Raw genomic sequence first — 21,468 nt, 5'->3', positions numbered from 1 at the left:
TGTCGCCGAGTTGTCAGCGGGATGCTGTTTCGCGAAGAGGCGAGGCCCGGAGCCCGCCCCGCGCCCCGGTCAGAGATCGAACGCGAACGCGCGCAGGTCGAGCCAGCGGCCGGGTTCGACCTCGATCGGCGCCTCGCGCTCGGTCAGGCGGCGGAAGCCCATCTTGAGGTACAGCGCGTGGGCGCCGAGCATCTCGGGGCCGCTGTTCATCACCACGCGCGTCGCTCCGCGCTCACGGGCGAGCGCGAGGACGTGGCGCGTCAGCACCTCGCCGATGCCGCGCCCGCGCGCCGACGGGGCGACGGCGAGCTGACGGAAGTCGAGCTCGCCCTCGGCGGCCAGCTCGGACAGGCGCTCGCCGGGTCGCGGGGTCCAGACGGTACCGACGATCTCGTCGCCGTCGACCGCGACCCACACCTCGCCCTGCTCCACGCGTCCGGCGACGTCGGCGAGCGAGGCCAGGTAGGCCTCCGACAGCCCGTCGTAGCTGTGGCGGTAGGCGTCGGCCGTGAGCCGGCCCGCTTCGGCGTACTCGACGGGTTCGACGAAACGGATGGTGAGCGTCGGCGAGGGTGCGGGGGTCATGGCATCCATTCTTCTCTTCGTGACGCGCGACACGGCCCGGTCCTCGAGAGACCGGGCCGTGCGCGGGGGTCATGGCTTGGGCAGTCCCGGCGGGTTGATCTGCGAGGTCGAGATGCCCTCGGACTCGAGGTTCCAGGCCTTCAGGACCTCGGCGTACTTCCCGTCGGCGATCAGCTCGTTCAGCACGATCTGCACGGGGTCGACCAGGCCGTTGCCCTTCTTGGTGCCGGCGGCGATGTCGGCCTGCAGGGGGTATCCGCCCGGGACGACGCCGACGATCTTGGTCTCACCCGTGTCGCGCGACGCCCACGCGGCCGTGGCGTTGGGGCCGAAGGTCGCGTCGACCCGACCGGACAGCAGGGCGAGCGTCGAGGCCGCGTTGTCGTCGTAGTACTGCAGGTCGGCGGGTGCCTTGCCGGCGGCGACGAGCTCTTCGTTCCAGTTGAGCAGCACCTTCTCTTGGTTGGTGCCCGAGCCGACGACGATCTTCAGGCCCGTGATGTCGTCCGCCGATTCGATCTTGTCGATGTCGCTGTCGGCCTTGACCGCGAAGCCCAGCAGGTCCTGGCGGTAGCTGGCGAAGTCGTAGAGCTCCTTGCGCTCCTCGGTCACGGTGACGTTGGCCGTGATCAGGTCGTACTTTCCGGACTGGATGCCGAGTGGCCAGTCCGCCCACGCGACCACGACCGGGTTGTACTCGAGGCCGAGGCCCTCGGCGATGAGCGAGCCGATGTTCGGCTCGGTGCCCGACGGCAGGGTCTCTCCCTCGGGGACATAGCTGAGCGGCGGGACGAACGCGCCGACGGCGACGGTGAGCTTGCCCGGTTCGATGGGCTGGAAGCCGCTGGCCTTCAGCGCCGCGACGGCCTCGGGGACGGCATCGGTGTGCACCCATTCGGCGGGGGTGTTCGACGCGGATGCCGAGGGCTCGGGCGCGGCGACCGCCTCGGCCGGGCGGTTCAGGCCGACGGTGACGCCGACGCCGACGGCGGCGACGAGGGCCGCGGCGATCACGCCGAGGACGATGCCCTGTTTCTTACTGAGAGCCATACTGTGTCTCCTGGTGGTGTGTGTGCGGGTGCGGGTGAGTCTGGTGAGAGGGGGTGCGGCGTCAGCCGAGCACCTTGGCGAGGAACTCGCGGGTGCGCGGGTGCTGCGGACGCGTCAGCACCTCGTCGGGAGCGCCCTGTTCGATGACGTGCCCGTCGTCGAGGAAAACGACGCCGTCGGCGACCTCCCGCGCGAAGCCGATCTCGTGCGTCACGATGACGAGCGTCGTGCCGAGCTTCGCCAGGTCGCGGATGACGTCGAGCACTTCGCCCACCAATTCGGGGTCGAGGGCGCTCGTCGGCTCGTCGAACAGCAGCACCTTGGGCTGCAGCGCGAGCGCGCGGGCGATGGCGACGCGCTGCTGCTGGCCGCCCGACAACTGGCGCGGGTACGCGTCGGCCTTGTGAGCGAGCCCGACGCGGTCGAGCAGACCGCGGGCGAGCTCGGCGGCGTCGTCCTTGCCCAGGCGCTTCAGGGCGAGTGGCGCCTCGGTGACGTTCTCGAGCGCCGTCAGGTGGGGGAACAGGTGGAAGTTCTGGAACACGATCCCGACCTCCGTGCGACGGCGCAGGATTTCGCGTTCGCGCAGCTCGTGGAGCTTGCCGTGGCGCAGCTCGTAGCCGATGAACTCGCCGTCGACGGTGACCGATCCGGCATCCACGGTCTCGAGGTGGTTGATGGTGCGCAGCAGCGTGGACTTTCCCGACCCGCTGGGGCCGAGCAGCGCGACCACCTCGCCGGGCTGCACGGTCAGGTCGATTCCCTTCAACACCTCGGTGCCGTGGAAGCTCTTGCGCACGTTGTGGATCTCGACGAGACCCCGGGTGGCGGTTGCGGTGGTCATGCCGGGATTCCCTTCTCGGGCGCCGGGCGCGCGGCATCCGTTCGCCTCTTCGGACCGGGCGGGGCGTCGTCGTCGCCCAGGCGCGCCCATTGCGCGGCCACCCAGCGGCGGGTGCGCTGCACGGGCGTCGGCGGCAGGGCGCGGGCCGAGCCGCGGGCGTAGTACCGCTCGATGTAGTACTGCGCGACGCTGAGGATCGTGGTGATGAGCGTGTACCAGATCACCGCGACGAGCAGCAGCGGGATCACCCGGCTGTTGCGGTTGTAGATCACCTGGACGGCGTAGAACAGCTCGGGGATCGCGATGACGAAGACCACCGACGCGCCCTTGACCAGGCCGATCACCTCGTTCGTGGCGTTCGGCACGATCGAGCGCATCGCCTGCGGAAGGATGATGCGGAACAGCCGACGGGATGCCGGGATGCCGAGGGCGGCGGCCGCCTCGTGCTGCCCCGGGTCGACCGAGACGAGACCGCCGCGGATGATCTCGGCCGAGTAGGCCGCCTGGTGCAGGCCCAGGCCCAGGATCGCGGCGGCGAAGGCGCTGACCAGCTGGACGGTGGGGAACTCCACGATCCAGAAGTCCGTCGTGAAGGGGGTGCCCAGGCCCAGGGTCGGGTACAGGTAGCCGAGGTTGTACCAGACGATGATCTGCACCACGAGGGGCACCGAGCGGAAGAACCAGATGTACCCCCAGGCCACGGCGTTCAGCAGCGGCGAGGCCGACAGGCGGCCGAGGGCCAGGACCGTGCCGAGGGCGAAGCCGACGACCGCCGAGATCGCCGTCAGGCTCAGGGTGTAGCCGATACCGATCAGCACCGGCTCCGAGAAGAAGTACTGCGCGAAGGTGTCCCACATGTACCGGTCGTTCGTGACGAGACTCCAGGCGAACTGGGCGACGACGAACAGCAGCAGGGCGCTGAGGATCCAGCGCCACCAGTGACGGGTGGGGACCACGGTGATCGTCCCCAGGTCGACCTTGGCGGTCGATCCGGCGGGCGTCGCCGTGCGGTCGGCGGGTGCCGGCGCGGTGGTGGTCATGACGTGCTCCTCGCAAGGGCGGTACGGCGCGGGACGCCGGTGGGTTGCGTCACGGTACGACGGCGCCGAAGGGCGCCGCGAGGCGGCCGTTCACACGTCGAAACGACCTGCCACGCATCGCAATGCGACGCCTCGGGCGGTAACACGGTGGACGGCGTGCCGCGGCATCGGGTACGGCCGGTGCACGCCGCGCGGCGCCGACCGCCCGCTCAGGCCTCGCGCAGGATGCGCGCGGTCACGCGCGTGCCGAAGTGCAGGGCATCGACGGGCACGCGCTCGTCCGCGGCGTGGAACTGCCCGAACACGTCGAAGTCGGCGGGCACACGCAGCGGCACGAAGCCGTACCCGCGGATGCCGAGGCGGCTGAGGTGCTTGTTGTCGGTGCTCGCCGGCAGCAGGTACGGCACGACGACCCCCTCGGGATCCTCGGCGCCGATCGCGCGCTGCAGCACGTCGACCAGGGGAGCGTCGACGGGGGACTCGATGGCCTCGATGTCACGCGCCCAGGTCACCTCGACGTCGTCGCCGACGACCTCGGCGAGCTCCGCGCGCACCGCGTCGTGCTGCCCGGGCACGATGCGCACGTCCAGCGTCGCGCTCGCCGAGGCGGGGATGACATTGGCCTTGCCGCCCGCGGCGAGCACGGTGGGCGAGGCGGTGTTGCGCATGCCCGCATCGATGAGGGATGCCGCGAACCCCAGGTCGCCGAAGCGTCCGCCCGCGCGCTCCCACGTCTCGACGAACCGCTCGAGGGTCGCGGTGCGGACGACGGGAAAGGTGTGCGCGCCGACGGCGCCGACCGCGCGGGCCAGGCGCACGACGGCGTTGTCGGCGGTGGGGCGGGAGCCGTGGGCGGCGCGCCCGCGCGCGGTGATGGTCGCGGTCGACACGCCCTTCTCGGCCGTGGCGACCAGGTAGGCGCGGCGGTCGCCGGGCAGCGGGATCGAGAATCCGCCCACTTCGCTCAGCGCTTCGGTCGCCCCGGCGAACAGCTCGGGCCGGTTCTGCACGATCCAGCGCGCGCCCCACACGCCGCCGGCCTCTTCGTCGGCGAAGAACGCGAAGATGAGGTCGCGGCGGGGAACGATCCCGTCCCGCCGGAACGACCGGGCGATCGCCAGCAGCATCCCGGCGAAGTTCTTCATGTCGACGGCGCCGCGCCCGTAGAGCACGCCGTCGTGGATCTCGGCCCCGAACGGCGGGTGCGTCCAGTCGGCGGCATCCACCGGGACGACGTCGAGGTGCGCGTGGGCGACGAGGGCTCCGGCATCCGGGTCCGATCCGGCCAGGCGCGCGACGACGCTGGCCCGACCGGGTCGCGGCTCGACCAGCACGGTCTCGTAGCCGACCTCTTCGAGCTGCGCCTGCACGAACAGGGCGGCCCGCGTCTCGCCGTCGCCGATGGTCGCGGCGTCGCCCGTGTTGACGCTGTCGATGCGGATCAACGCGCGGACGAAGTCCAGCGCCTCGGCCTCGAGGGGCGACATCGTCAGTGCTGGTGGGGGCGGGCGTCCTCGCCGAGCTTGAAGGCGAGGCGTCCGTGCGCGTAGCCGCCGCCCGCGCGGATCGCGGTGGCCACCCAGGCGGCCTCGGCCAACTCGGCCTCGGTCGCGCCGGCCTTGACGGCGTTCTGCGAGTGCCCGTCGATGCAATACACGCACTGCGTCGTGATGCCGACGGCCAGGGCGATGAGCTCGCGGAACTTCAGGGGGATGGCGCGACCCTCGGGGGCGAACACGGCCTGATCGAACGCGGCGAACGCGGCGAGGATGTCGGGCGTCTCGTTCTTGTAGACCTTCGTGTAGGTCTTGTCGGCGGTGCGGTCGAAGTACTCGGACATGGTCTCTCCCGGGCGGTCTCGATGACGGAGTGCCCGCTCCACGCTGCCACGCCGGGCTGTCGATGCCGTCCGGCTCGCGTCACACGGTGACACACGGGGGAGGGATGCCGCGACGGCTGCCGGGGACGTCAGGCCCAGAGCCGCGCGACACTCGACCGCGTCGAACGCCTCTGCGGTCTGTTCCGCATGTCGCGCGCTGTCGAATCGAAGCATCATGATTGCGGCTTCGGCCACGCGAGATCGAACAATCTGGTGGCGTAGGAGGGGGGAAGCGTTTCGGTCTCGTAACAGGAGAAGAAGATATCGGTGGCCTCATCGAGGGCGAAGACTTCGTCGGGGTAGACCGTGGCTGTCCGCGTCCCGTTGAAGAAGGGGATCTCGACGTCCGGTTCGCCGGAGTGGTCGCCTCCTCGGCCGACGATGTAGTGACGGTCCTGGCCATCGTCATCGACGCGGTGCCATTCGATCGTCATCGTTTCGGCGGTTCCGGCGCATTGAAGATAGGCTGACCGGTCGCCGTACTGGATATGGTCGACGAAGTGCACGCCGTCCGGGATGGGGCCGACGATGAATGTCGAGCGCTTACCTTCGCGCAACAGACGGAGGAGATGCGCGAACTCTTCTTTCGGTGAGCGCAAGCCGCTCCCGAACTCCGTCGAGCTCCCGTCCATCGTGTAGGAGAACCGCTGACTCATGGCGTCTCCTTCAAAATGACTCTGACGATCTCGATTCGCTCACCGGCCGCTGCGCCACCGCCGAGGGTGAGCGCCCCACCGCCTGGGAGGGCGAGGAGAGCATCCTCATTCTGAATGATCGCGTTGCCGACCGAGGCGGCGCCGTTGACGAGGTCACCGTGACCTTTCAGCCTCGGGTGGACACGTCACCCGGCCCACCCCGTCGACACTCACTCGGCCGCGGCCGTCAGTGCATGATCATGCCGCCGGTGACGTTGATCGCCTGACCCGTGAGGTACCCGCCGGCTGGTGAGGCGAGGAAGTGGGTCACTCCGGCGACGTCCTGCGGCATCCCGAGTCTTCCCAGGGGCGAGCGCGCGCTCCAGGCGGCGATGTCGGCCTCGGAGCGGGTGTCGGCGCCCATGTCGGTCAGGACGTACCCGGGGCAGACGGCGTTCACGGTGATGCCGTGGCATCCCCATTCCTGCGCTCCGGCGCGCGTGAGGGCGACGACCGCGGCCTTCGAGGCGGCGTAGTGGCCCTCGCCACCGCCGCCGTGCTTGGCGGCCATGCTCGCGATGTTGACGATCGCGCCGCCGCGGGCGTCGAGCATGGCGGGGGCGACGGCCTGCATCGTCACCAGCGTCGCGCGCGCGTTGACCTCGAGCACCAGGTCCCAGTCGTCGACGGTGATGTCGAGCAGCGAGGCGTGCTGGAACACCCCGGCGCAGTTGACGAGCACGTCGACGCCGTCCAGGGCGGTGATCGCCTCGCCCACCGCGCGGCGGGTGTCGAGGGGATCGCGCAGGTCGACGTCGAAGAAGAGGGATGCCGAGTCGCCGACCGGCGGGCGGCGATCCAGCACCGCGACCCGGGCGCCGTCGCCGACGAACCTCTCGACGATCGCGGCGCCGATGCCGCCCGACCCTCCCGTGACGATGACGCGCTGCGACATGGCATCCCTTCCGCGGGCGTCGGGCGCGCCCTCGGCCGTCACGGTACGCCCGACGTCGCCGCGCTCGGCGACGCGCGTGTTTCCGCAGCGTGAAGTGTGCGCGCGGGCGGGGGGATACCGGCATCCGCGACCCTACGCTCGAAGCATTCCGACCCGTCCTCCCCAAGGATTTCCGTGACCGCTGCCGTCCATCCCGCCATCACCGACCCCGACGTGCGCGCGCATCTCGCGCGCCTGGCCGCGCAGGCGGGGACGATCCCCTCGGGCGCCACCGACGCCGACGCCGACGACGCGACGCGCCTGGCCGAGCTACGCGCGAACCCGTCCTGGGTGCGCCTGCCCGACGACGAGACCCTCGAATCGATCGACCTGGATGCCGACGGACTCGCCCTGCGCCTGTACCGGCCTCGCGCGGCGCACCGGGGGACGCTCGTCTTCGCCCACGGTGGGGGATGGGTCGCGGGCGACCTCGACAACAACGACGCGCTGTGCCGCGCGCTCGCCGCGACGACGGGAACGCAGGTGTTGAGCGTCGACTACCGGCTCGCGCCGGAGCACCCCTTTCCGGCCGGACTCGACGACCTCGAGCGCGCGCTGCGCTTCGCCGCCTCCGGCGCGGGAGGGCTGGTCGACCCCGCGCTCCTCGGCGTCGCGGGGCACAGCGCGGGCGGCAACCTCGCCGCCGCGCTGGCGTTGCGCGCGCGGGAGGGGCGGGCTCCCGGCATCCGCGTCCAGGTGCTGCTGTGCCCGGTGCTCGACGCCCCCGATCCGAGCCGCCCGAGTTACCGCGCCCACACCGAGAACCTGCCGCTGACGGCGAAGGGGATGCAGTGGTACTGGGGGCTGTACGTCGGGGATGCCGCGGGCGGCGGTGCCGGCGGTCGAGCTCCGGCGGCGGGCGGTGGCGCTCCGGTCGTCGTCCCTGTCGAGGCGGCGCCGCTGCGTGCCCACGACCTGGCCGGCTCGGCACCCGCGGTGATCGTCGCGGCCGCCGTCGACCCGCTCGTCGACGAGGCGGGGGACTACGCCGGCCGGCTCACGGCATCCGGGGTCCCCGTCACGTTCGTGCGTCGCGCGGGGGTGCCGCACCTGTTCCTGGTGTTCCCGTCGACGCCCGCGCGCGACGAGGTGCTGGCGCAGGTCGCGCCGGCCGTGCGCGCGGCGTTCGCCTGAGGCGATCGTCCCGCGGACCTTGTCCCACTTTTGGTCACTTGCGCCCCGTCGGGGCGGCCATAAGTGGGACATGCCCCGCGAAAAGTGGGACGCCCTCCTCCTCCCCGCCCCTGCCTGCTGCTCCTGCGCCGACCCCCGCAGACCTCGTCCCACTTTTGGTCGCTTGCGCCCCGTCGGGGCGGCCATAAGCGGGACATACCCCGCGAAAAGTGGGACGAGCCCCCGCCACCGACCCGCAAAGCAGCCGGAACACCGCGGAAACACGCGATTGTTACCGTCATCAACATGTCGCTCCTGGTCATCAACGCACGTCTCATCACGGTCCCCGCGGGCACCGACGACCCCGGATACATCGAACGCGGATACATGCTCGTCCAGGGCGGACGCATCGCCGCGATCGGCGCGGGCGACCCCGATCCGGGCCTGACCGCCGATGAGACCCTGGACGTCGACGGCAAGTTCGTCGCCCCCGGGTTCGTGTCGTCGCACAGCCATCTCTTCACCAGCGGCTCGCGCGGACTCGGCGTCGACCAGACGCTCTACGGCTGGTGCACCTCGATGTTCAGCGTGCTCGACAACGCCTCGCCCGACCAGATCTACTGGGCGACGCTGCACGGCTCGCTCGATTTCCTCGCCAACGGTGTCACCACGGCGTACAACTTCACCGACCCGCTGCTGCCGTGGGAGCCGATGATCGACGGCAAACGCGCCGACGGCGGCGGGCAGCTGCGCGATCACGCCTGGCACACCCGGCAGGCCGACGGATGCCACGACGCGGGCCTGCGCTTCGTCGACTCCATCGCGCTGGACGCCACCGTCGGCACCGACGACGAGATCTTCGCCCGGTTCGAGGCCTCGCTCGATCACGTCCTCGCGATGGACCCCGACATCGCGCTCGGCGCGTCGATCATGGGCCAGGTGCAGTGGTCGACCCGCCCCGACGCCGCCGAGATCGAGGTGGCGGTCATGGACCGATTCGGTGTCACCAATCAGGCGCACTTCCTCGAGACGTACGAGGCGATCGAGCACCAGCAGACGAAATTCCAGCTGTACAAGAACGCCGGAGCGCTGCGGCCGGGCATGATGTTCGGCCACTTCATCCAGACCACGCCCGAGATCATCCGGGATGCCGCTGCCGGCGGCGCCAGCATGTCGTGGCAGCCCGCGTCGAACGGGCGACTCGCGTCGGGCATCGCCCACGTGCCCGAGATGCTGGAGCAGGGCATGAAGGTCGGTATGGGACTGGACGACCAGGCCTGCACCGACGTCGCCGACCCATGGCAGAACATGCGCATGGGCATGTTCATGCAGCGCGCCCGCACCCACGACCCGCTGTCGATGATGCCCGAGCGCGTGCTGCGCCTGCACACCCTCGGGGGTGCCAAGATCATGGGTGTCGACGACCGCGTCGGCAGCCTCGAGGTGGGCAAGTTCGCCGACTTCGTCGTCGTCGACCCGCGCAAGCCCGATGTCGGCCCGCTGTGGAACCCGGTGCGCAGCTACGTGCTCGCGTGCGGCCTGCGCAACCTGACGCAGGTCTACGTCGGCGGAAAGCTCGTCAACGAGAACGGCGTCTCGACCAACCCGCTCGCCGTCGAGGCGTCGGCGGTGCTGCACTCCCAGCTCCCCGCGCTGGCCGAGGAGTTCGGCGTCATCCTGTAGTCGTTCGCGCTCGCGTCCCGCGCCGCGACGCTCCTCATGCCCAGAGATCTGCGGCGGCCGTGTCGGTGGCCCGCAGCGCGTCGCCAGACCGCGCGGCGGCCTCGGCGACGGATTCGATCGCGCGCTCCGCAGTCGTGTCGTGCTCTCCGTTCGTTGACGGCGGGCAAGGTCGCAGGCCTCCCGGGCTCCACCGGCCCATTCCGTCCGGCCAGCCGCGACGGCGGCATCGGGGGCATCAAGGTGGCCCTGGATGCGGTTGTACCTTGTCTCGGATCACGGGTGCGCCCCCGTCGCGTTCCAGCTCGTCGAGAGCTTTTCCTTCCTCCCCACGGCCGAGGCCGGACTTCTTGCCGACGAAGTGTCCACTGTGATCACGCTGATCGCCTAGATCGACCTCGTGACCTTTTCGATCAGCATGACACCTGTACCGCCGCCGAGAGCCGCGGCGATCTTGCGGCCCCGGTCCTGCTTCGGCAACTCCGGAGCCTTTGAGGGGTCTCGACGGTCGGTGGATCCGAATGGAGGTTCGTCCTTCGTCCGATGGATGCCGACCGATAAATGCAGATCCCGTTAGCGAGCGGTTGGCGGCGAGGTCTGGACACGTACCAAAAGCGAGGCGGGAGCAGATGAGGGCGTTTCAAGCGCTTGGCGATGGGCAGGTGAGCTCAGAGGTGAGATATCGGCCGGAAATCGGTTGTGGGGCTCAGCCGCTGCGAGCGTAAGCGCATGTTCACTCACTCTTCGCGGTCTGAGGCCTCGTCAGCTGGATGGCGCCGTCGACTGCTCGCGCTGGTCGTGGCAGCGACGACATCGCTGGCATGCTTCGTCCCCGTAACCGCATATGCAAGCGACTGCCGATGGGTATTCTGTGGCACCGTCGCAAACTCGAAGAACTCGCAGTTTCCTATCCTTGTAGGCGCCGACTGGAGCAACTCGGCGGGACGTCCGACGGGGGTGACTTTTTCTGTGCGGCCCGGAGATTCCTCCCGCACGGCAATTAAGGACGCCGACGGGTACCTCCTGGCCCGGGGTGTGTGCGCCTGGTTCTATGGGTCGGGAGGCACAACTCAAGCCAAGAACTACCTGCACGGAGACGGCGCTTGGCATAAAATTGGTGATGACTTCAATTTTAGTCTCACGACTTATAAATGCTGAGGGGTCATGAAAGATAAAGTGCGGATTGCGACGCTGCTCTCATTATCATTCCTCTTTTGTGCTCTTCTGAGTGCCGTGGTGCCGCCCGTCGCGCTCTCAGCGTTTGAGGCGGACGTGCCCTCGTTCACTCCCGGTGTCGTTCTTGCCCTCCTCGCGGTGTGTGCGGTTGCGCACGTTCTGCTCGCTGTTCGCCTTGTCCGGAGGCAGGGCGACTAGCGGACGAGGGCGCCCACGCGAGGCGAAGATAAGTCGGCGGTTTCTCCGGCCACTGTGCGAACCTGGCCGCATGCGTACGACCATCGCCGGGCTCGACGTCCACACCTCGCACGACGACATCGCCGGGAGGGAGGTCGTGCTGTGGCACCACGGATCGCCGCAGACCGGAGCCATCCTCGAGCCCGTCCGCCTGGCGGCCGAGGCGCACGGGCTCGCGGTCGTCTCGGTGGCGCGTCCGGCCTACGCCGGGTCGCCGCGGGTGCCCGGACGCCGTGTCGTCGACGTCGCGCGGGGGCTCCGCCCGGTGCTCGAGGGGCTGGGGGTGGCATCCGTCATCTCGGTGGGAGCCTCGGGCGGCGGCCCGCACGCGCTCGCGTGCGCCGCGGTCATGCCGCAGCTCGTCCGCGCGGTGGTCACTCTCGCGTCGCCCGCACCGTTCGTCGACGAACCGTGGTGGTTCGCCGGGATGCAGGCGCCCGGCGGACTCCGCGCCGCCGCGGTCGGCGAGGACGACAGACGACGCTTCGCCGCGACCGACGAGTTCGATCCGGCGCAATTCGTGGATGCCGACTACGCCGCGCTGCAGGGGGAGTGGGCGTCGCTCGGAGCCGACGCCGGAGCGGCCGACGCCGACGGACCGGACGGACTCATCGACGACGACCTCGCCTTCACCCGGCCGTGGGGGTTCGCGCCGGCGGAGGTGGCGGCATCCGTTCTGCTCGTCCAGGGGGAGCGCGACCGGGTGATCCCGCCCGCACACGCTCGGGCTCTCGCCGCCGTCCTGCCGCGCGCGACGCTCGAGCTGCACCCCGACGACGGGCACGTGTCGGTGCTGCGCCACCTGGGCGCCGCCCTCGCGAGGGTCATCGGCCTCGCGAGACTGCACTCCGCTGACGACTCGGCGACATTCTGACACCGTCTCGTCAGCACGGTGCCGTCTCGCGGTCACCGCGCGCGGCGCCCCGTCACCGCGGCGCCCGGCGCGGCGCCGCGGCCGCCCGGGCCTCACGCCCGCGTGCCCCGCGCGCCCGCGGCGCGCAGCAGCGCCTCGCCGAACGCGGCGACGACGGCGGCGATAGCCAGGGCCACAGCGATGGTGACGAGCGCGGTCGCGGGGCCGGTGGCATCCAGGGCCGCTCCGGCGATCACGCCACCGATCGGAACACCGAGCGACATCGCGGCGGTGGGATACGCGAGAGTCTCGGTCACGCGTCCCTCGGGAGCACGGGCGGATGCCACGAGGATCCCCGACACCATCACCGGCGACACCGCCAGCCCGAGCAGCAGGATCGTCCCGAACAGCACCGGAACCGATCCCTGCGCGAACGGAAGAGCGATCGCGACCGTCGCCGCCAACGCCGCGAATCCGATGTAGCGTGCGGCGGGCGAGAGCGCCCATGTCCGCGCCCCGGTCACGACCGAGCCGATCGCGATCGCGACCGCCAGGACGCTGAACGCGGGGCCGGCGAGCCACGGCCGGTCGTTCAGCTCGGCCCAGCCGACCAGGCTCACGTCGAACGCGCCGAACACCCCGCCCAGCGCGATGCACGCCAGGGCGATCGGGACGACGCCCGCCGGGGGCAGCACCGGACCGCTCCGGCGCACCCCCGGGACGGGTGTCGGCTGCGTGCGGCGCTGTGCGGCGAGCCACACGCCGCCGGCCACGCCGAGCGCCAGCGAGCCGAGCATCGCCACGCCCGGGTCCAGGGCCGCGGCGACCGCGGTGATCGCGGGAGGACCGGCGATGAAGACCATCTGATCAGCGATCGTCTCGAGGGCCAGGGCGGCGGTGCGCTGCGACGGCGGCGCGAGCACCGTCCACCGCGCGCGCACGGCCGAGGTGAGATCCGGCGTCGCCGCGCCCGTCGCGAAGGCGGCGAGGAGCCACGTCCAGAACGGCGCCCCGGTCCGCACGAGCAGGAGCAGGACGGATGCCGCGAGCACGAGGCATCCGAGCGAGACCAGGATCACGCGCGCCTGTCCGTGCCGATCCATGCGCGACGACCACAGGGGCGCGGCGACCGCCATCCCGCCGACGAGGGGAGCGACCACCAGGCCCGCCGAGGCGAAGCTGCCGGTCGCCGCCGAGACGAGCAGGATGATGCCGAGCGACAGGGTCGCCCGGGGGAACCGCGCGAGGATGCCCGCGGCGACGAAGCTGCGCGCCCCGGGCAGGCGCAGCACCTGGCCGTAGGCGCGGACGCCCGGGCCGGTCTCTGCGGCCGCGCTCACGGGCGCACCGCCCCGTCCGCCGCACAACTCCTGCAGGACGGGGCGCTCTCGTCGCAGAGACGCCGGATCTGCAGGAGTCGTGCCCGCCCCGCGCCCCTCACGCGGTGTAGTCGAATCGGCTGATCTCTTCGAGCGCCTCGACGACGAACGACACGCTGTCCTCGAACAGCCGAGCCCCGTGGGCGGCGTTGGCGCCGGTCGGGTCACCGAGCACCCCGGTGGGCCCGAAGTCGTTCGACAGCCACCCGAAGGTCACGGGCTTGCCGTTGAAGCCGATGTGGCGGAAGTCGCCGATGTGCGCCGGCACCGTCGCCTCGAACTTCGTGGCATCCACGAGCTCGGGACGCAGGTGCATGATCATGCTCGTCTCGCTGTGTCCGGCGTGGATGCCGGTGCCGTGTTCGTCCGGACCCCCGTCGGTGCCGTCGAACGAGGGCACGCGTGCGGCGGGCATGAAGAACGTGCGCAGGCCGAAGCGGCGGCGCAGCTCCCGGTTCGCCACGTTCAGCAAAGCGACATTGCCGCCGTGCCCGTTGAGGAAGACGAGCGTGCGGGCGCGGGTCGTCAGCAGCGAACGGCCGATGTCGACGATCGTCTGCATCATCGTCTCGGGCGTGAGCCAGAGCGTCCCGGGGGCCCACGAGTGCTCGTCGGACTTCGTGATCGACAGCGTCGGCAGCTGCCAGACGTCGAGCCCCTGGGCCGCGGCCCGCGCGACGGCGGCCGTCGCCGACGCCTCGGCGACGATGGCATCCGTCGCCAGAGGCAGATGCGGACCGTGGTGCTCGATCGCGCCGGTGGGCAGCACGACGATCGAGCGCTCGGTCAGGGCTTCGGCGGCGGCGGGGCCGCTCAGCTCGGCCAGCAGCCGGGTCATGAGATGATCGCTCCCTTGCGCGCACCGGCGTAGTCGGGGTCGAGCTTGCCGGGGTTCAGCAGCCCGTTCGGGTCGGTGACGCGCGCGGTCTCGGCGGTCTGCTCGACGTTGAAGTCGACGTTCCACTGGTGGGGGTTGTGCACGCCCACGCCGATCGCGTTGAGGGCGGCGATCCCGCGGTAGACGTCCTCTTCGCTGACGTACGGCGCGGCGAGCATGCCGATCGGGAAGGCCTTCGTCGACTCGATGTGCAGGTGCGCCCCCGGGAAGACGGCCTCGACGGCGGCGACATCGTCGGCGAGCGGTGCGCCCGCGACCTCGAGGTGGAAGACCTCGTGCGGCTGGCTCTTCTGGAACCACTCGATCGGGTGGTTGTAGCTGAGCATCGACAGGCGGATGCTGGCCTGCGGGCCCTCGCGCACCGCCTCGACGCGACCGCCCGCTCCCTCGATGATCGCGGTCACGGTCTCGATCTGCGCGGCATCCAGGATCACCCGCAGGCTGGAGCGCCCCGCGGGGATGGCCTCGTCGGCGGGGAGGGATGCCGAGATCTCGGGCCCGTCGCCCGACACCAGCCGTGGCGAGGGGTCGAGGTTGCCGATGGTCTGCACCACCGAGAGCGTTCCCGCGAAGTCCGGGAAGCTCGCCCACAGGCCCCGCCACTCGCGGAGCGGCTCGAGGCGCACGGTCGCGCGGACGATGACGCCGGCCGTGCCGTAGTTGTGCACGTACTTCTGGGCCTCGTCGCCCTCGACGTGGATGATCTCGGGGCTGCCGTCGGCGTGCACGACGTCGAGGGCGGCGACGAAGCCGCGGTCGTTGGAGCCGTGCTCGATCGACCCGGTGCCGCCCGAGCCGCCCGAGAGGAAGCCGCCGATCGTGGACTGCGCGGTCGAGGGATACATCCACAGCGCCTGCCCGGCCGCCCACGCGGCCTGCTCGAGCAGCACCATCGGGGTGCCGGCCTCGGCGGTGATGTACCCGTCGCCGACCTCGACGATGGCCTTGGCGCGGGTGGTGTCGATCACCAGGCCGCCGCTCATCGGGATGCCCTGGCCGTAGTTGCCGGTGCCCTTGCCGCGGACGGTGACCGGGACTCCGTGACGGGATGCCGCGGCCACGGCCGTGGCGATCTGCTCGGCGTCGGCGGCGAAGACGACGAGGTCGGCCAGACCCAGGGGGAGTTTGGCCGCGATGATCGGCGACATGGGGGAGCCGTCGACGCTGGCGCGTTCGCGGACGCGCGGTTCGGTGCTGACCGCGGCGGGGCCGAGCAGGTCGAGCAGTTCGTCCTCGAGGGAGAGGACGCGGGTGGCGGTGTCGCTCATGGGGTGTCTCCGGGTGGAACGGTGGGGGTGGGGTGCGTCGGGGCCGTGAGACCGCATCTGGCTGACGATTCGGACGCAGAATGACGCCGAGTCGTCAGCAGGATGCTGTCTCGCGGAGAAACCGGACGGCCCGGCCCGCGCGAGGCGGACCGGGCCGTCGGGTCAGAACGAGATCGACGTGTCGATGAACTGGTTCGTGTACAGGTCGGCCGGGGTGTAGCCCGATGCCGGCGGGGTGCCGAGGTCGGTGTAGACCTTGCTCGCCTTGGTGAAGAAGTCGTCGAAGCGACCCTCGTCGAAGTTGCCGTAGGTCGAGTCGGGGCCGTTGCCGACCAGGCCCAGGTCGACCTGCGTCTTGACCGAGTAGTCGGCGACGCCCTGTGTGTACGTCCAGCCCGTGGCGTACTCGTCGACGAGCTTGAGGATCAGGTCGTTCGCGGCGGACGGGTCCTTGTAGTACGCGACGCCCGCCTTCTGCAGCACGGGGACGAGCTTCTCGAGGCAGGGGCTGAGCTTGTCGAAGTCGCCGGCCTTGACCGACACCGACGACTGGTACGTCTGCCATCCGGCGTCGTGGATGAGCGCGAAGTCGACGGGCTTGCCCCACGCCGAGACCTCGTTCTGATAGACGTACGGCTCGGCCGAGGCGAAGCCCTGCTGCATGTCCTTGCCGCCGGCGGCGACGAAGTTCGACGGCGTGCCGTCGTACGAGCCGTCGAGGATGGCCGAGTCGGCCAGGCCCGCGCTCTTGAGGTACTCGATGTAGGCCGATCCGTCGAAGTAGCGCCACACGCCGCCGTTCGCCGAGAGAGCGCCCTTGACGTCATCCACCGTCTTGACGTTCGGGTAGGTCGCCGGGTCCCACATCACCATGGTCGGGCTGATGTCGAGGGGGGCGAACACGGCCTTGGTGGGCGTCGTGCCCGAGAGCTGGATCGCCTCGTCGGTGCTGACGTAGCCGAGGGTGATCGCGTCGTCCTGATACATCTGGGCCGACACCGTCTGGAAGCCGATCGCGGGACCGCCGGCGCGGATCTCGAGGTTGACGCCGGTGTACTCGCCGTCCGACATGAGGGGACCGGTGACCGCCTTCGTGTTGGCGTCGATCGTGTAGTCGTCCTTGATCATCTCGTAGAGGTGACCGTGCTCGGCCTCGGGGTTCCAGTCCGTCTGGATGACGACGGTCGAGGGGCAATCCGTCGAGAGGTCGACCGAGCCGATCTCCATGTCGGCGGCGGGGGCGCTCTCGGCGGCGCTACCGGCGCACGAGGTCAGGGTGAGGGCGATCGCGACGGCGCCGGTGACGGCGGTGCCGCGGAGAAGGGTGGAGCGCTGCATGCTGGTTCGCTTTCTGTGACGGTGTGGCTGTCGGGTACAGGTCGGTGCGTGGGACGGAAACGGTGTTTTCGGGAACGCCGGACACCGCCCCCCGCACATCGCGTGCGGGGGAGGCGTGGCATCCGGGGTCGGGTCAGAGCGTGCTGTCGTACCAGCGGCCGACGGCCACCTTCGACAGCCAGCCGAAGAGGGCGAAGATCGCGACGCCGAGCAGGCAGGCGGCGAGGATCGCGGCGAACAGTTCGGCGCTCTGCAGGCGCGACTGGTAGTTGGCGATCAGCGAACCGATGCCCGGCTCGCCGCGGCGGAAGAAGTAGTCGCCGACGATCGCGCCGATGACCGACAGACCGGCCGAGGTGCGCATGCCGACGAAGATCGAGGGCAGGGCCGCCGGGAGGGTGAGCTTGGTGAGCACCGTCCAGCGGTCGGCCTTCTGCAGGCGGAAGAGCTCGCGCTGCGACTTGTCGACCGACTGCAGGCCGAACAGGGTGTTCGACACCATCGGGAACAGGGCGATCAGCACGCACACGATCACGCGGGCGAGGAACTCGTAGCCGAACCAGAAGCCGACGAGCGGCACGAGGGCGAGGATCGGGATGCACTGCAGCACCACGGCGTAGGCGTAGGTGGAGCGCTCGATCCAGCGGGCCATCGACATCGCGATCGCCCAGCCGATGCCGATGACCATCGCGATCGCGAGTCCCGTGAGGGCGACGCCCGTCGTGCGGAACAGGGCGACCCAGATGTCGGCGCCGACCTGCGGGTCGAAGAAGCCGAGGGTGAACATCTCGTGCGGCATCGGCAGCAGGAAGCCCTTGCCCGAGGCGCTGAGCGCGATCGAGACGCCGTACCAGGCGCCGATGAGCACGACGAGGACCCCGAGCGGCGGGCCCACGAGGGCCGCGTTGGCGCCGAAGCCCCGGCGGCGGGCGCCCGCGCGCGGGCGGGGCGGCTCGACGGGCGGAGGAGGGGATGCCGTGGACGCGTCCGACGCGGCGACGACCGGCTCTGCGGAGGTGGTGCTCATGAGTGTCCTTCCCGGAGGGCGTGGGAGACCTCGCCGACGAGCTTCGCGAATTCGCCCGTGTAGCGGATCTCGGGGTCGCGGGGCAGGTCGAAGGGGACCTCGAAGGTGTCGACGAGGTGGCCGGGGCGACCCGACATCACGACGACCTTGGTGGAGAGGTAGACGGCCTCGGAGACCGAGTGGGTGATGAACAGGCCCCCGAAGCGCTGGGCGACGAAGATCTTGATGAGTTCGTCGTTGAGGCGCTCGCGGGTGATCTCGTCGAGAGCGCCGAACGGCTCGTCGAACAGGAACAGCTCGGGGTCGAGGGTGAGCGAGCGGGCCAGCGAGGTGCGCATCTTCATGCCGCCGGACATCTGCTTGGGCAGGTGCTTCTCGAAGCCGTTCAGGCCGACCAGGTCGATCGCCCACTGCGCCTTGGGCGCGCGCACGCGCTTGGGCTGCCAGTTGAGCTCGGCGAGCAGTTCGACGTTGGAGCGCACGTCGCGCCAGGGCAGCAGCGTGGCGTCCTGGAAGACGTAGCCGATGCGGTCGGTGTTGACGGTCGCTGTGCCCTCGCTCGCCGACTCGAGGCCCGAGGCGATGCGCAGCAGCGTCGACTTGCCGCAGCCCGAGGGCCCGACGACGCTGACGAATTCGCCGCGGCCGACGGTGAGGTCGACACCCGAGAGCGCGGTGGTGCCGTTGGGGAACGTCATGGCGACGTTGCGGAAGTCCAGCAGGGGCGCGGTGGGATCCGCGACGGATGCCGGGGCGGGAGAGGCCAAGGTCACGGGGGCGCTCACTTTCCGTTGGGGCGGGTTACGACGCCGTCGCGGGTGCGGCGGATCGGGTGGGGACGGATGCCGCGGTCTCGGTCGAGACGGTGGTGCGGCTGACGAGCCGGCCGCGGTGGAGCACGACGCGGTCGGCGCTGGCGAAGGCGACGGCGTCGCCCAGCGATTCGGCCCGGATGGCGACGAGGTCGGCGCGCGCGCCGGCGACGGGGCCGGCGATCGCGAGCCCCATCACATCGCGTGCCCCGGTCGTGACGGCCGCGAGGGCCTCCTCGGGGGCGAGGTGTCCGGCGCTGACGAGCAGCGATGCGGTCTCGAGGTGGTCGCAGCGACCGACGGGGTTGAACGGGTCGCGGACGTTGTCGGCGCCGGCGGCGACGCGCACGCCGGCGGCCTTGAGCCGGCCGATCGGTGCGATCCCGCGGGGCACGGCGTGGTCGGCATCCCATCCCTGCAGGTACAGGTTGGTGATCGGCAGGGCGATGACGCCGATGTCGGCCGCGCGCACGTCGGCGGCGAGGTCGGCGAGGGCGGTCGCGGGCATCATGCTGAGGCGCACGCAGTGCCCGGCGGAGCGCGGACGGTGCCACCCGGTGACGGCCCGCGCGTAGGCGGCCAGGGTGTCGGCGCCGGCGAGGCTCTCGTCGGCGTGCAGGTCGAGGCCCACGTCACGACGCCGCGCGAGGGCGATGAGGCGCTCGAGGTCGGCGATCGGGTCGTCGGCGAGGTGCGGCGCGCCGCCGACGAGGTCGACCCCGGCGTCGAGCGCGGCCTCGAAGACCTCGTCGGCGATCGTGGGGCCGCCGAGGGCGACGAGTTCGATGTCCATCAGGCCGTCGAGCTCGTCACGCAGGCGCACGAGGGCGCGCACGCCGGTCAGCGCGTCGTCCCCTCGCAGCAGGTCGACGTGCGTGCGGACGGCGGTGATCCCGGATGCCAGCATCCGCAGCGCCGTGGAGCGGGCCCGGCGCAGCGTGTCGTCCTCGTCGAGGGTCAGGGCGAAGGCGTGCCAGCTCTCGATCGCGCGCTCGAGGTCGCCGAAGGGAGGCCGGATGGCATCCCACGACTGCGACTTGTCGAGGTGCGCGTGCGGCTCGGCTCCGGCCGCGGTGAGCAGGTAGCCAGTGAGGTCGAGGGTCTCGCCGTCGGTGTCGGGCAGGGGGCTGCCGGCCGGGACCACCGCGAGCACCTCGTCGCCGTCGAGCGCGACGTCGACGACGGCGCCCGAGGTCAGGCGCACGCCGCGCAGTGCGGCGATCGAGACGGGTGGAACGGCGGACACGGGGGCCTCCGGGAAACGTTCGGGCGAGTGGCGAGACGGGAGCCACGGCAACGGGGCGGGTCGCCGAGGGCGGCTGCGTCAGTGTTGGTGTGACCAACATCCGGCGTTGATCCGATGCTAGGAATCACGCGTTTCCGCTGTATTTCCCCCGCGTGACCCTCTCGACAAAGTTGTCGGACAGGCTGGCGCGGGCGCGCGCCGGTGCGCGCGCTGCCGCCAGGTCCGGGCGGCGCTCGCTCTGCGCCACGAGGACTGTGCGCGCGATCCGCGCTGGGCGCCGGGCTGACCGCTCGCGGGTGTCATCGTGCGACGAGAACAGGGGTTGTCGCGAGAACAGGCCGAAACTGCGCCGATGGCCCTGTGCTCGCGGCATCCTCCTGTTCCCGTGACGGGTCGCGCCCGCCGGGGCACGTCGAGGGCGCCGGATGCCGAGCTGCCGGCGCCGCGCCCTCGGGGTCAGAGCTCGAGCGTGATCCGCCCGCACGCGGCGCGCGAGACGCACACCATCATCGAGCGGTTCGCGTCCTGTTCCTCCGGCGACAGCACCGAGTCGCGGTGCTCGACCTCGCCGTCGATCACCGGCACCTCGCATGTCCCGCAGGTGCCGACCCGGCAACTCGAGGGCACGACCGCGCCCGCCTCCTCGACGACGTCGAGGATCGAGCGCTCCGGCGGCACCGTCAGGGTGAGACCCGACATCATGAGGTCGACCTCGAAGGCCTCTGCCCACACCGGCGGCCCGAGCACCTTCGCCTCGAACCGCTCGAGGTGGAGGCTGCCGCGGGGCCAGCCGGCCATGGCATCCTCGAGGCCTTCGAGAAGGCGCGCGGGGCCGCACGCGTAGACGACGGTACGGGCGGCCGGGGTGGCGAAGCGCGCGGACAGGTCGAGCCGGTGTCCCTCGTCGGCGGCGAAGACCTCGACGCGCTCGCCGTAGCGCTCGACCAGCTCGTCGACGAAGGCCATCGTGCGGCGCGACCGCCCCGCGTACAGCAGCGTCCAGATCGCCCCCGCGGCCTCGGCCGCCTCGATCATCGGCACGATCGGCGTGATGCCGATCCCGCCCGCGACGAACACGTACGACCGCCCCGCGGTGGGGGCGAAGAGGAAATGGTTCGCCGGTCCCCGCACGCGCAGCGTCGCGCCGACGTGGGCGTTGTCGTGGAGCCACACCGAACCCTCGCGTTCGCGCAGCACCCCGATGCGCCAGGTGCCGCGCGCGGCCGGCGAGCCGCAGAGCGAGTACTGCCGCTCGATGCCGCCGGGCAGCACCACGTCGATGTGCGCCCCGGGCGCCCAGTGCGGAAGGGTCCCCGTCGCCCGCTCGAGGTCGAGCACGACGACACCGTCCGCGGCATCGCGGCGTCCGGTCACGACGGCCTCGAAGGTCACTCCTGCGCTCATGCGTCCTCTT

Annotated in this window: 20 protein-coding genes; 4 read left to right on the top strand and 16 right to left on the bottom strand. The window is 70.9% G+C overall.

Going from position 1 to position 21,468, the window contains the following annotated elements; all coding sequences use genetic code 11:
• Nucleotides 1-69: 69 nt before the first annotated feature.
• From DC432_RS09575 to DC432_RS09540, 8 genes are all read right to left on the bottom strand, one after another.
• Nucleotides 70-585: a GNAT family N-acetyltransferase gene (locus DC432_RS09575; RefSeq protein WP_116537700.1), complete on the bottom strand. Its 516-nt coding sequence runs from the start codon at nt 583-585 to the stop codon at nt 70-72.
• A 69-nt stretch (nt 586-654) separates the two neighbouring features.
• Nucleotides 655-1,635 carry an ABC transporter substrate-binding protein gene (locus DC432_RS09570; RefSeq protein WP_116537699.1) on the bottom strand — a complete coding sequence of 327 codons (981 nt, stop codon included), beginning with the start codon at nt 1,633-1,635 and terminating at the stop codon, nt 655-657.
• 61 nt (nt 1,636-1,696) lie between these two features.
• Nucleotides 1,697-2,479 carry an amino acid ABC transporter ATP-binding protein gene (locus DC432_RS09565; RefSeq protein ID WP_116537698.1) on the bottom strand — a complete coding sequence of 261 codons (783 nt, stop codon included), beginning with the start codon at nt 2,477-2,479 and terminating at the stop codon, nt 1,697-1,699.
• Nucleotides 2,476-3,519, bottom strand: a complete 1,044-nt coding sequence (locus DC432_RS09560; protein ID WP_116537697.1) for an amino acid ABC transporter permease — start codon at nt 3,517-3,519, stop codon at nt 2,476-2,478. The genes DC432_RS09565 and DC432_RS09560 overlap by 4 nt, the downstream gene beginning before the upstream one ends.
• Before the next feature lie 209 nt (nt 3,520-3,728).
• Nucleotides 3,729-5,006 carry a M20/M25/M40 family metallo-hydrolase gene (locus DC432_RS09555; RefSeq protein WP_116537696.1) on the bottom strand — a complete coding sequence of 426 codons (1,278 nt, stop codon included), beginning with the start codon at nt 5,004-5,006 and terminating at the stop codon, nt 3,729-3,731.
• 2 nt (nt 5,007-5,008) lie between these two features.
• Complete coding sequence (locus DC432_RS09550; protein ID WP_108317866.1) at nt 5,009-5,359, bottom strand: carboxymuconolactone decarboxylase family protein; 351 nt, start codon at nt 5,357-5,359, stop codon at nt 5,009-5,011.
• 212 nt (nt 5,360-5,571) lie between these two features.
• The gene (locus tag DC432_RS09545) at nt 5,572-6,054 is read right to left on the bottom strand and encodes a hypothetical protein (protein ID WP_116537695.1); all 483 of its coding nucleotides are present in this window, start codon (nt 6,052-6,054) and stop codon (nt 5,572-5,574) included.
• 226 nt (nt 6,055-6,280) lie between these two features.
• On the bottom strand, nt 6,281-6,988 hold the full coding sequence (locus tag DC432_RS09540) for an SDR family NAD(P)-dependent oxidoreductase (protein ID WP_108317863.1): 708 nt from the start codon (nt 6,986-6,988) through the stop codon (nt 6,281-6,283).
• Between the two features lie 174 nt (nt 6,989-7,162).
• Between DC432_RS09540 and DC432_RS09535 the strand changes: the two genes are divergently transcribed.
• The 4 genes from DC432_RS09535 (at nt 7,163) to DC432_RS09525 (ending at nt 12,107) form a co-directional block, all read left to right on the top strand.
• Nucleotides 7,163-8,161 carry an alpha/beta hydrolase gene (locus DC432_RS09535; RefSeq protein WP_165801237.1) on the top strand — a complete coding sequence of 333 codons (999 nt, stop codon included), beginning with the start codon at nt 7,163-7,165 and terminating at the stop codon, nt 8,159-8,161.
• Between the two features lie 285 nt (nt 8,162-8,446).
• Nucleotides 8,447-9,823 carry an amidohydrolase family protein gene (locus DC432_RS09530; RefSeq protein ID WP_116537693.1) on the top strand — a complete coding sequence of 459 codons (1,377 nt, stop codon included), beginning with the start codon at nt 8,447-8,449 and terminating at the stop codon, nt 9,821-9,823.
• Nucleotides 9,824-10,073: 250 nt separating this feature from the next.
• Complete coding sequence (locus DC432_RS16395; RefSeq protein WP_165801236.1) at nt 10,074-10,211, top strand: hypothetical protein; 138 nt, start codon at nt 10,074-10,076, stop codon at nt 10,209-10,211.
• A 1,053-nt stretch (nt 10,212-11,264) separates the two neighbouring features.
• Complete coding sequence (locus DC432_RS09525; RefSeq protein WP_116537692.1) at nt 11,265-12,107, top strand: alpha/beta fold hydrolase; 843 nt, start codon at nt 11,265-11,267, stop codon at nt 12,105-12,107.
• A 92-nt stretch (nt 12,108-12,199) separates the two neighbouring features.
• Here the strand turns inward: DC432_RS09525 and DC432_RS09520 are convergent, their stop codons facing one another.
• The 8 genes from DC432_RS09520 to DC432_RS09485 form a co-directional block, all read right to left on the bottom strand.
• Nucleotides 12,200-13,426 carry an MFS transporter gene (locus DC432_RS09520; RefSeq protein WP_165801235.1) on the bottom strand — a complete coding sequence of 409 codons (1,227 nt, stop codon included), beginning with the start codon at nt 13,424-13,426 and terminating at the stop codon, nt 12,200-12,202.
• A 97-nt stretch (nt 13,427-13,523) separates the two neighbouring features.
• On the bottom strand, nt 13,524-14,303 hold the full coding sequence (locus DC432_RS09515) for a creatininase family protein (protein WP_116537690.1): 780 nt from the start codon (nt 14,301-14,303) through the stop codon (nt 13,524-13,526).
• Nucleotides 14,300-15,631 (bottom strand): FAD-binding oxidoreductase, encoded by a 1,332-nt coding sequence (locus DC432_RS09510; RefSeq protein ID WP_116537689.1) that lies wholly within the window; start codon nt 15,629-15,631, stop codon nt 14,300-14,302. Before DC432_RS09510 ends, DC432_RS09515 begins: the two co-directional genes overlap by 4 nt.
• Before the next feature lie 162 nt (nt 15,632-15,793).
• Entirely contained in the window at nt 15,794-16,969 is a 1,176-nt protein-coding gene (locus tag DC432_RS09505; RefSeq protein ID WP_116537688.1) for an ABC transporter substrate-binding protein, read from the bottom strand.
• Nucleotides 16,970-17,102: 133 nt separating this feature from the next.
• Nucleotides 17,103-17,996, bottom strand: a complete 894-nt coding sequence (locus DC432_RS09500; protein ID WP_108318197.1) for an ABC transporter permease — start codon at nt 17,994-17,996, stop codon at nt 17,103-17,105.
• Nucleotides 17,993-18,769, bottom strand: coding sequence for an ABC transporter ATP-binding protein (locus tag DC432_RS09495; RefSeq protein ID WP_165801234.1), 777 nt, complete (start codon nt 18,767-18,769; stop codon nt 17,993-17,995). The genes DC432_RS09500 and DC432_RS09495 overlap by 4 nt, the downstream gene beginning before the upstream one ends.
• 28 nt (nt 18,770-18,797) lie before the next feature.
• On the bottom strand, nt 18,798-20,054 hold the full coding sequence (locus tag DC432_RS09490; RefSeq protein ID WP_116537687.1) for an amidohydrolase family protein: 1,257 nt from the start codon (nt 20,052-20,054) through the stop codon (nt 18,798-18,800).
• 456 nt (nt 20,055-20,510) lie between these two features.
• Nucleotides 20,511-21,458 carry a PDR/VanB family oxidoreductase gene (locus DC432_RS09485; RefSeq protein WP_116537686.1) on the bottom strand — a complete coding sequence of 316 codons (948 nt, stop codon included), beginning with the start codon at nt 21,456-21,458 and terminating at the stop codon, nt 20,511-20,513.
• Between the last annotated feature and the right edge of the window lie 10 nt (nt 21,459-21,468).

Source organism: Microbacterium testaceum (assembly GCF_003075375.1).
Lineage (GTDB): Bacteria > Actinomycetota > Actinomycetes > Actinomycetales > Microbacteriaceae > Microbacterium > Microbacterium testaceum_E.
The sequence above is the reverse complement of the archived record's forward strand: the minus strand, read 5'-3'. Positions and strand labels throughout refer to the sequence as shown.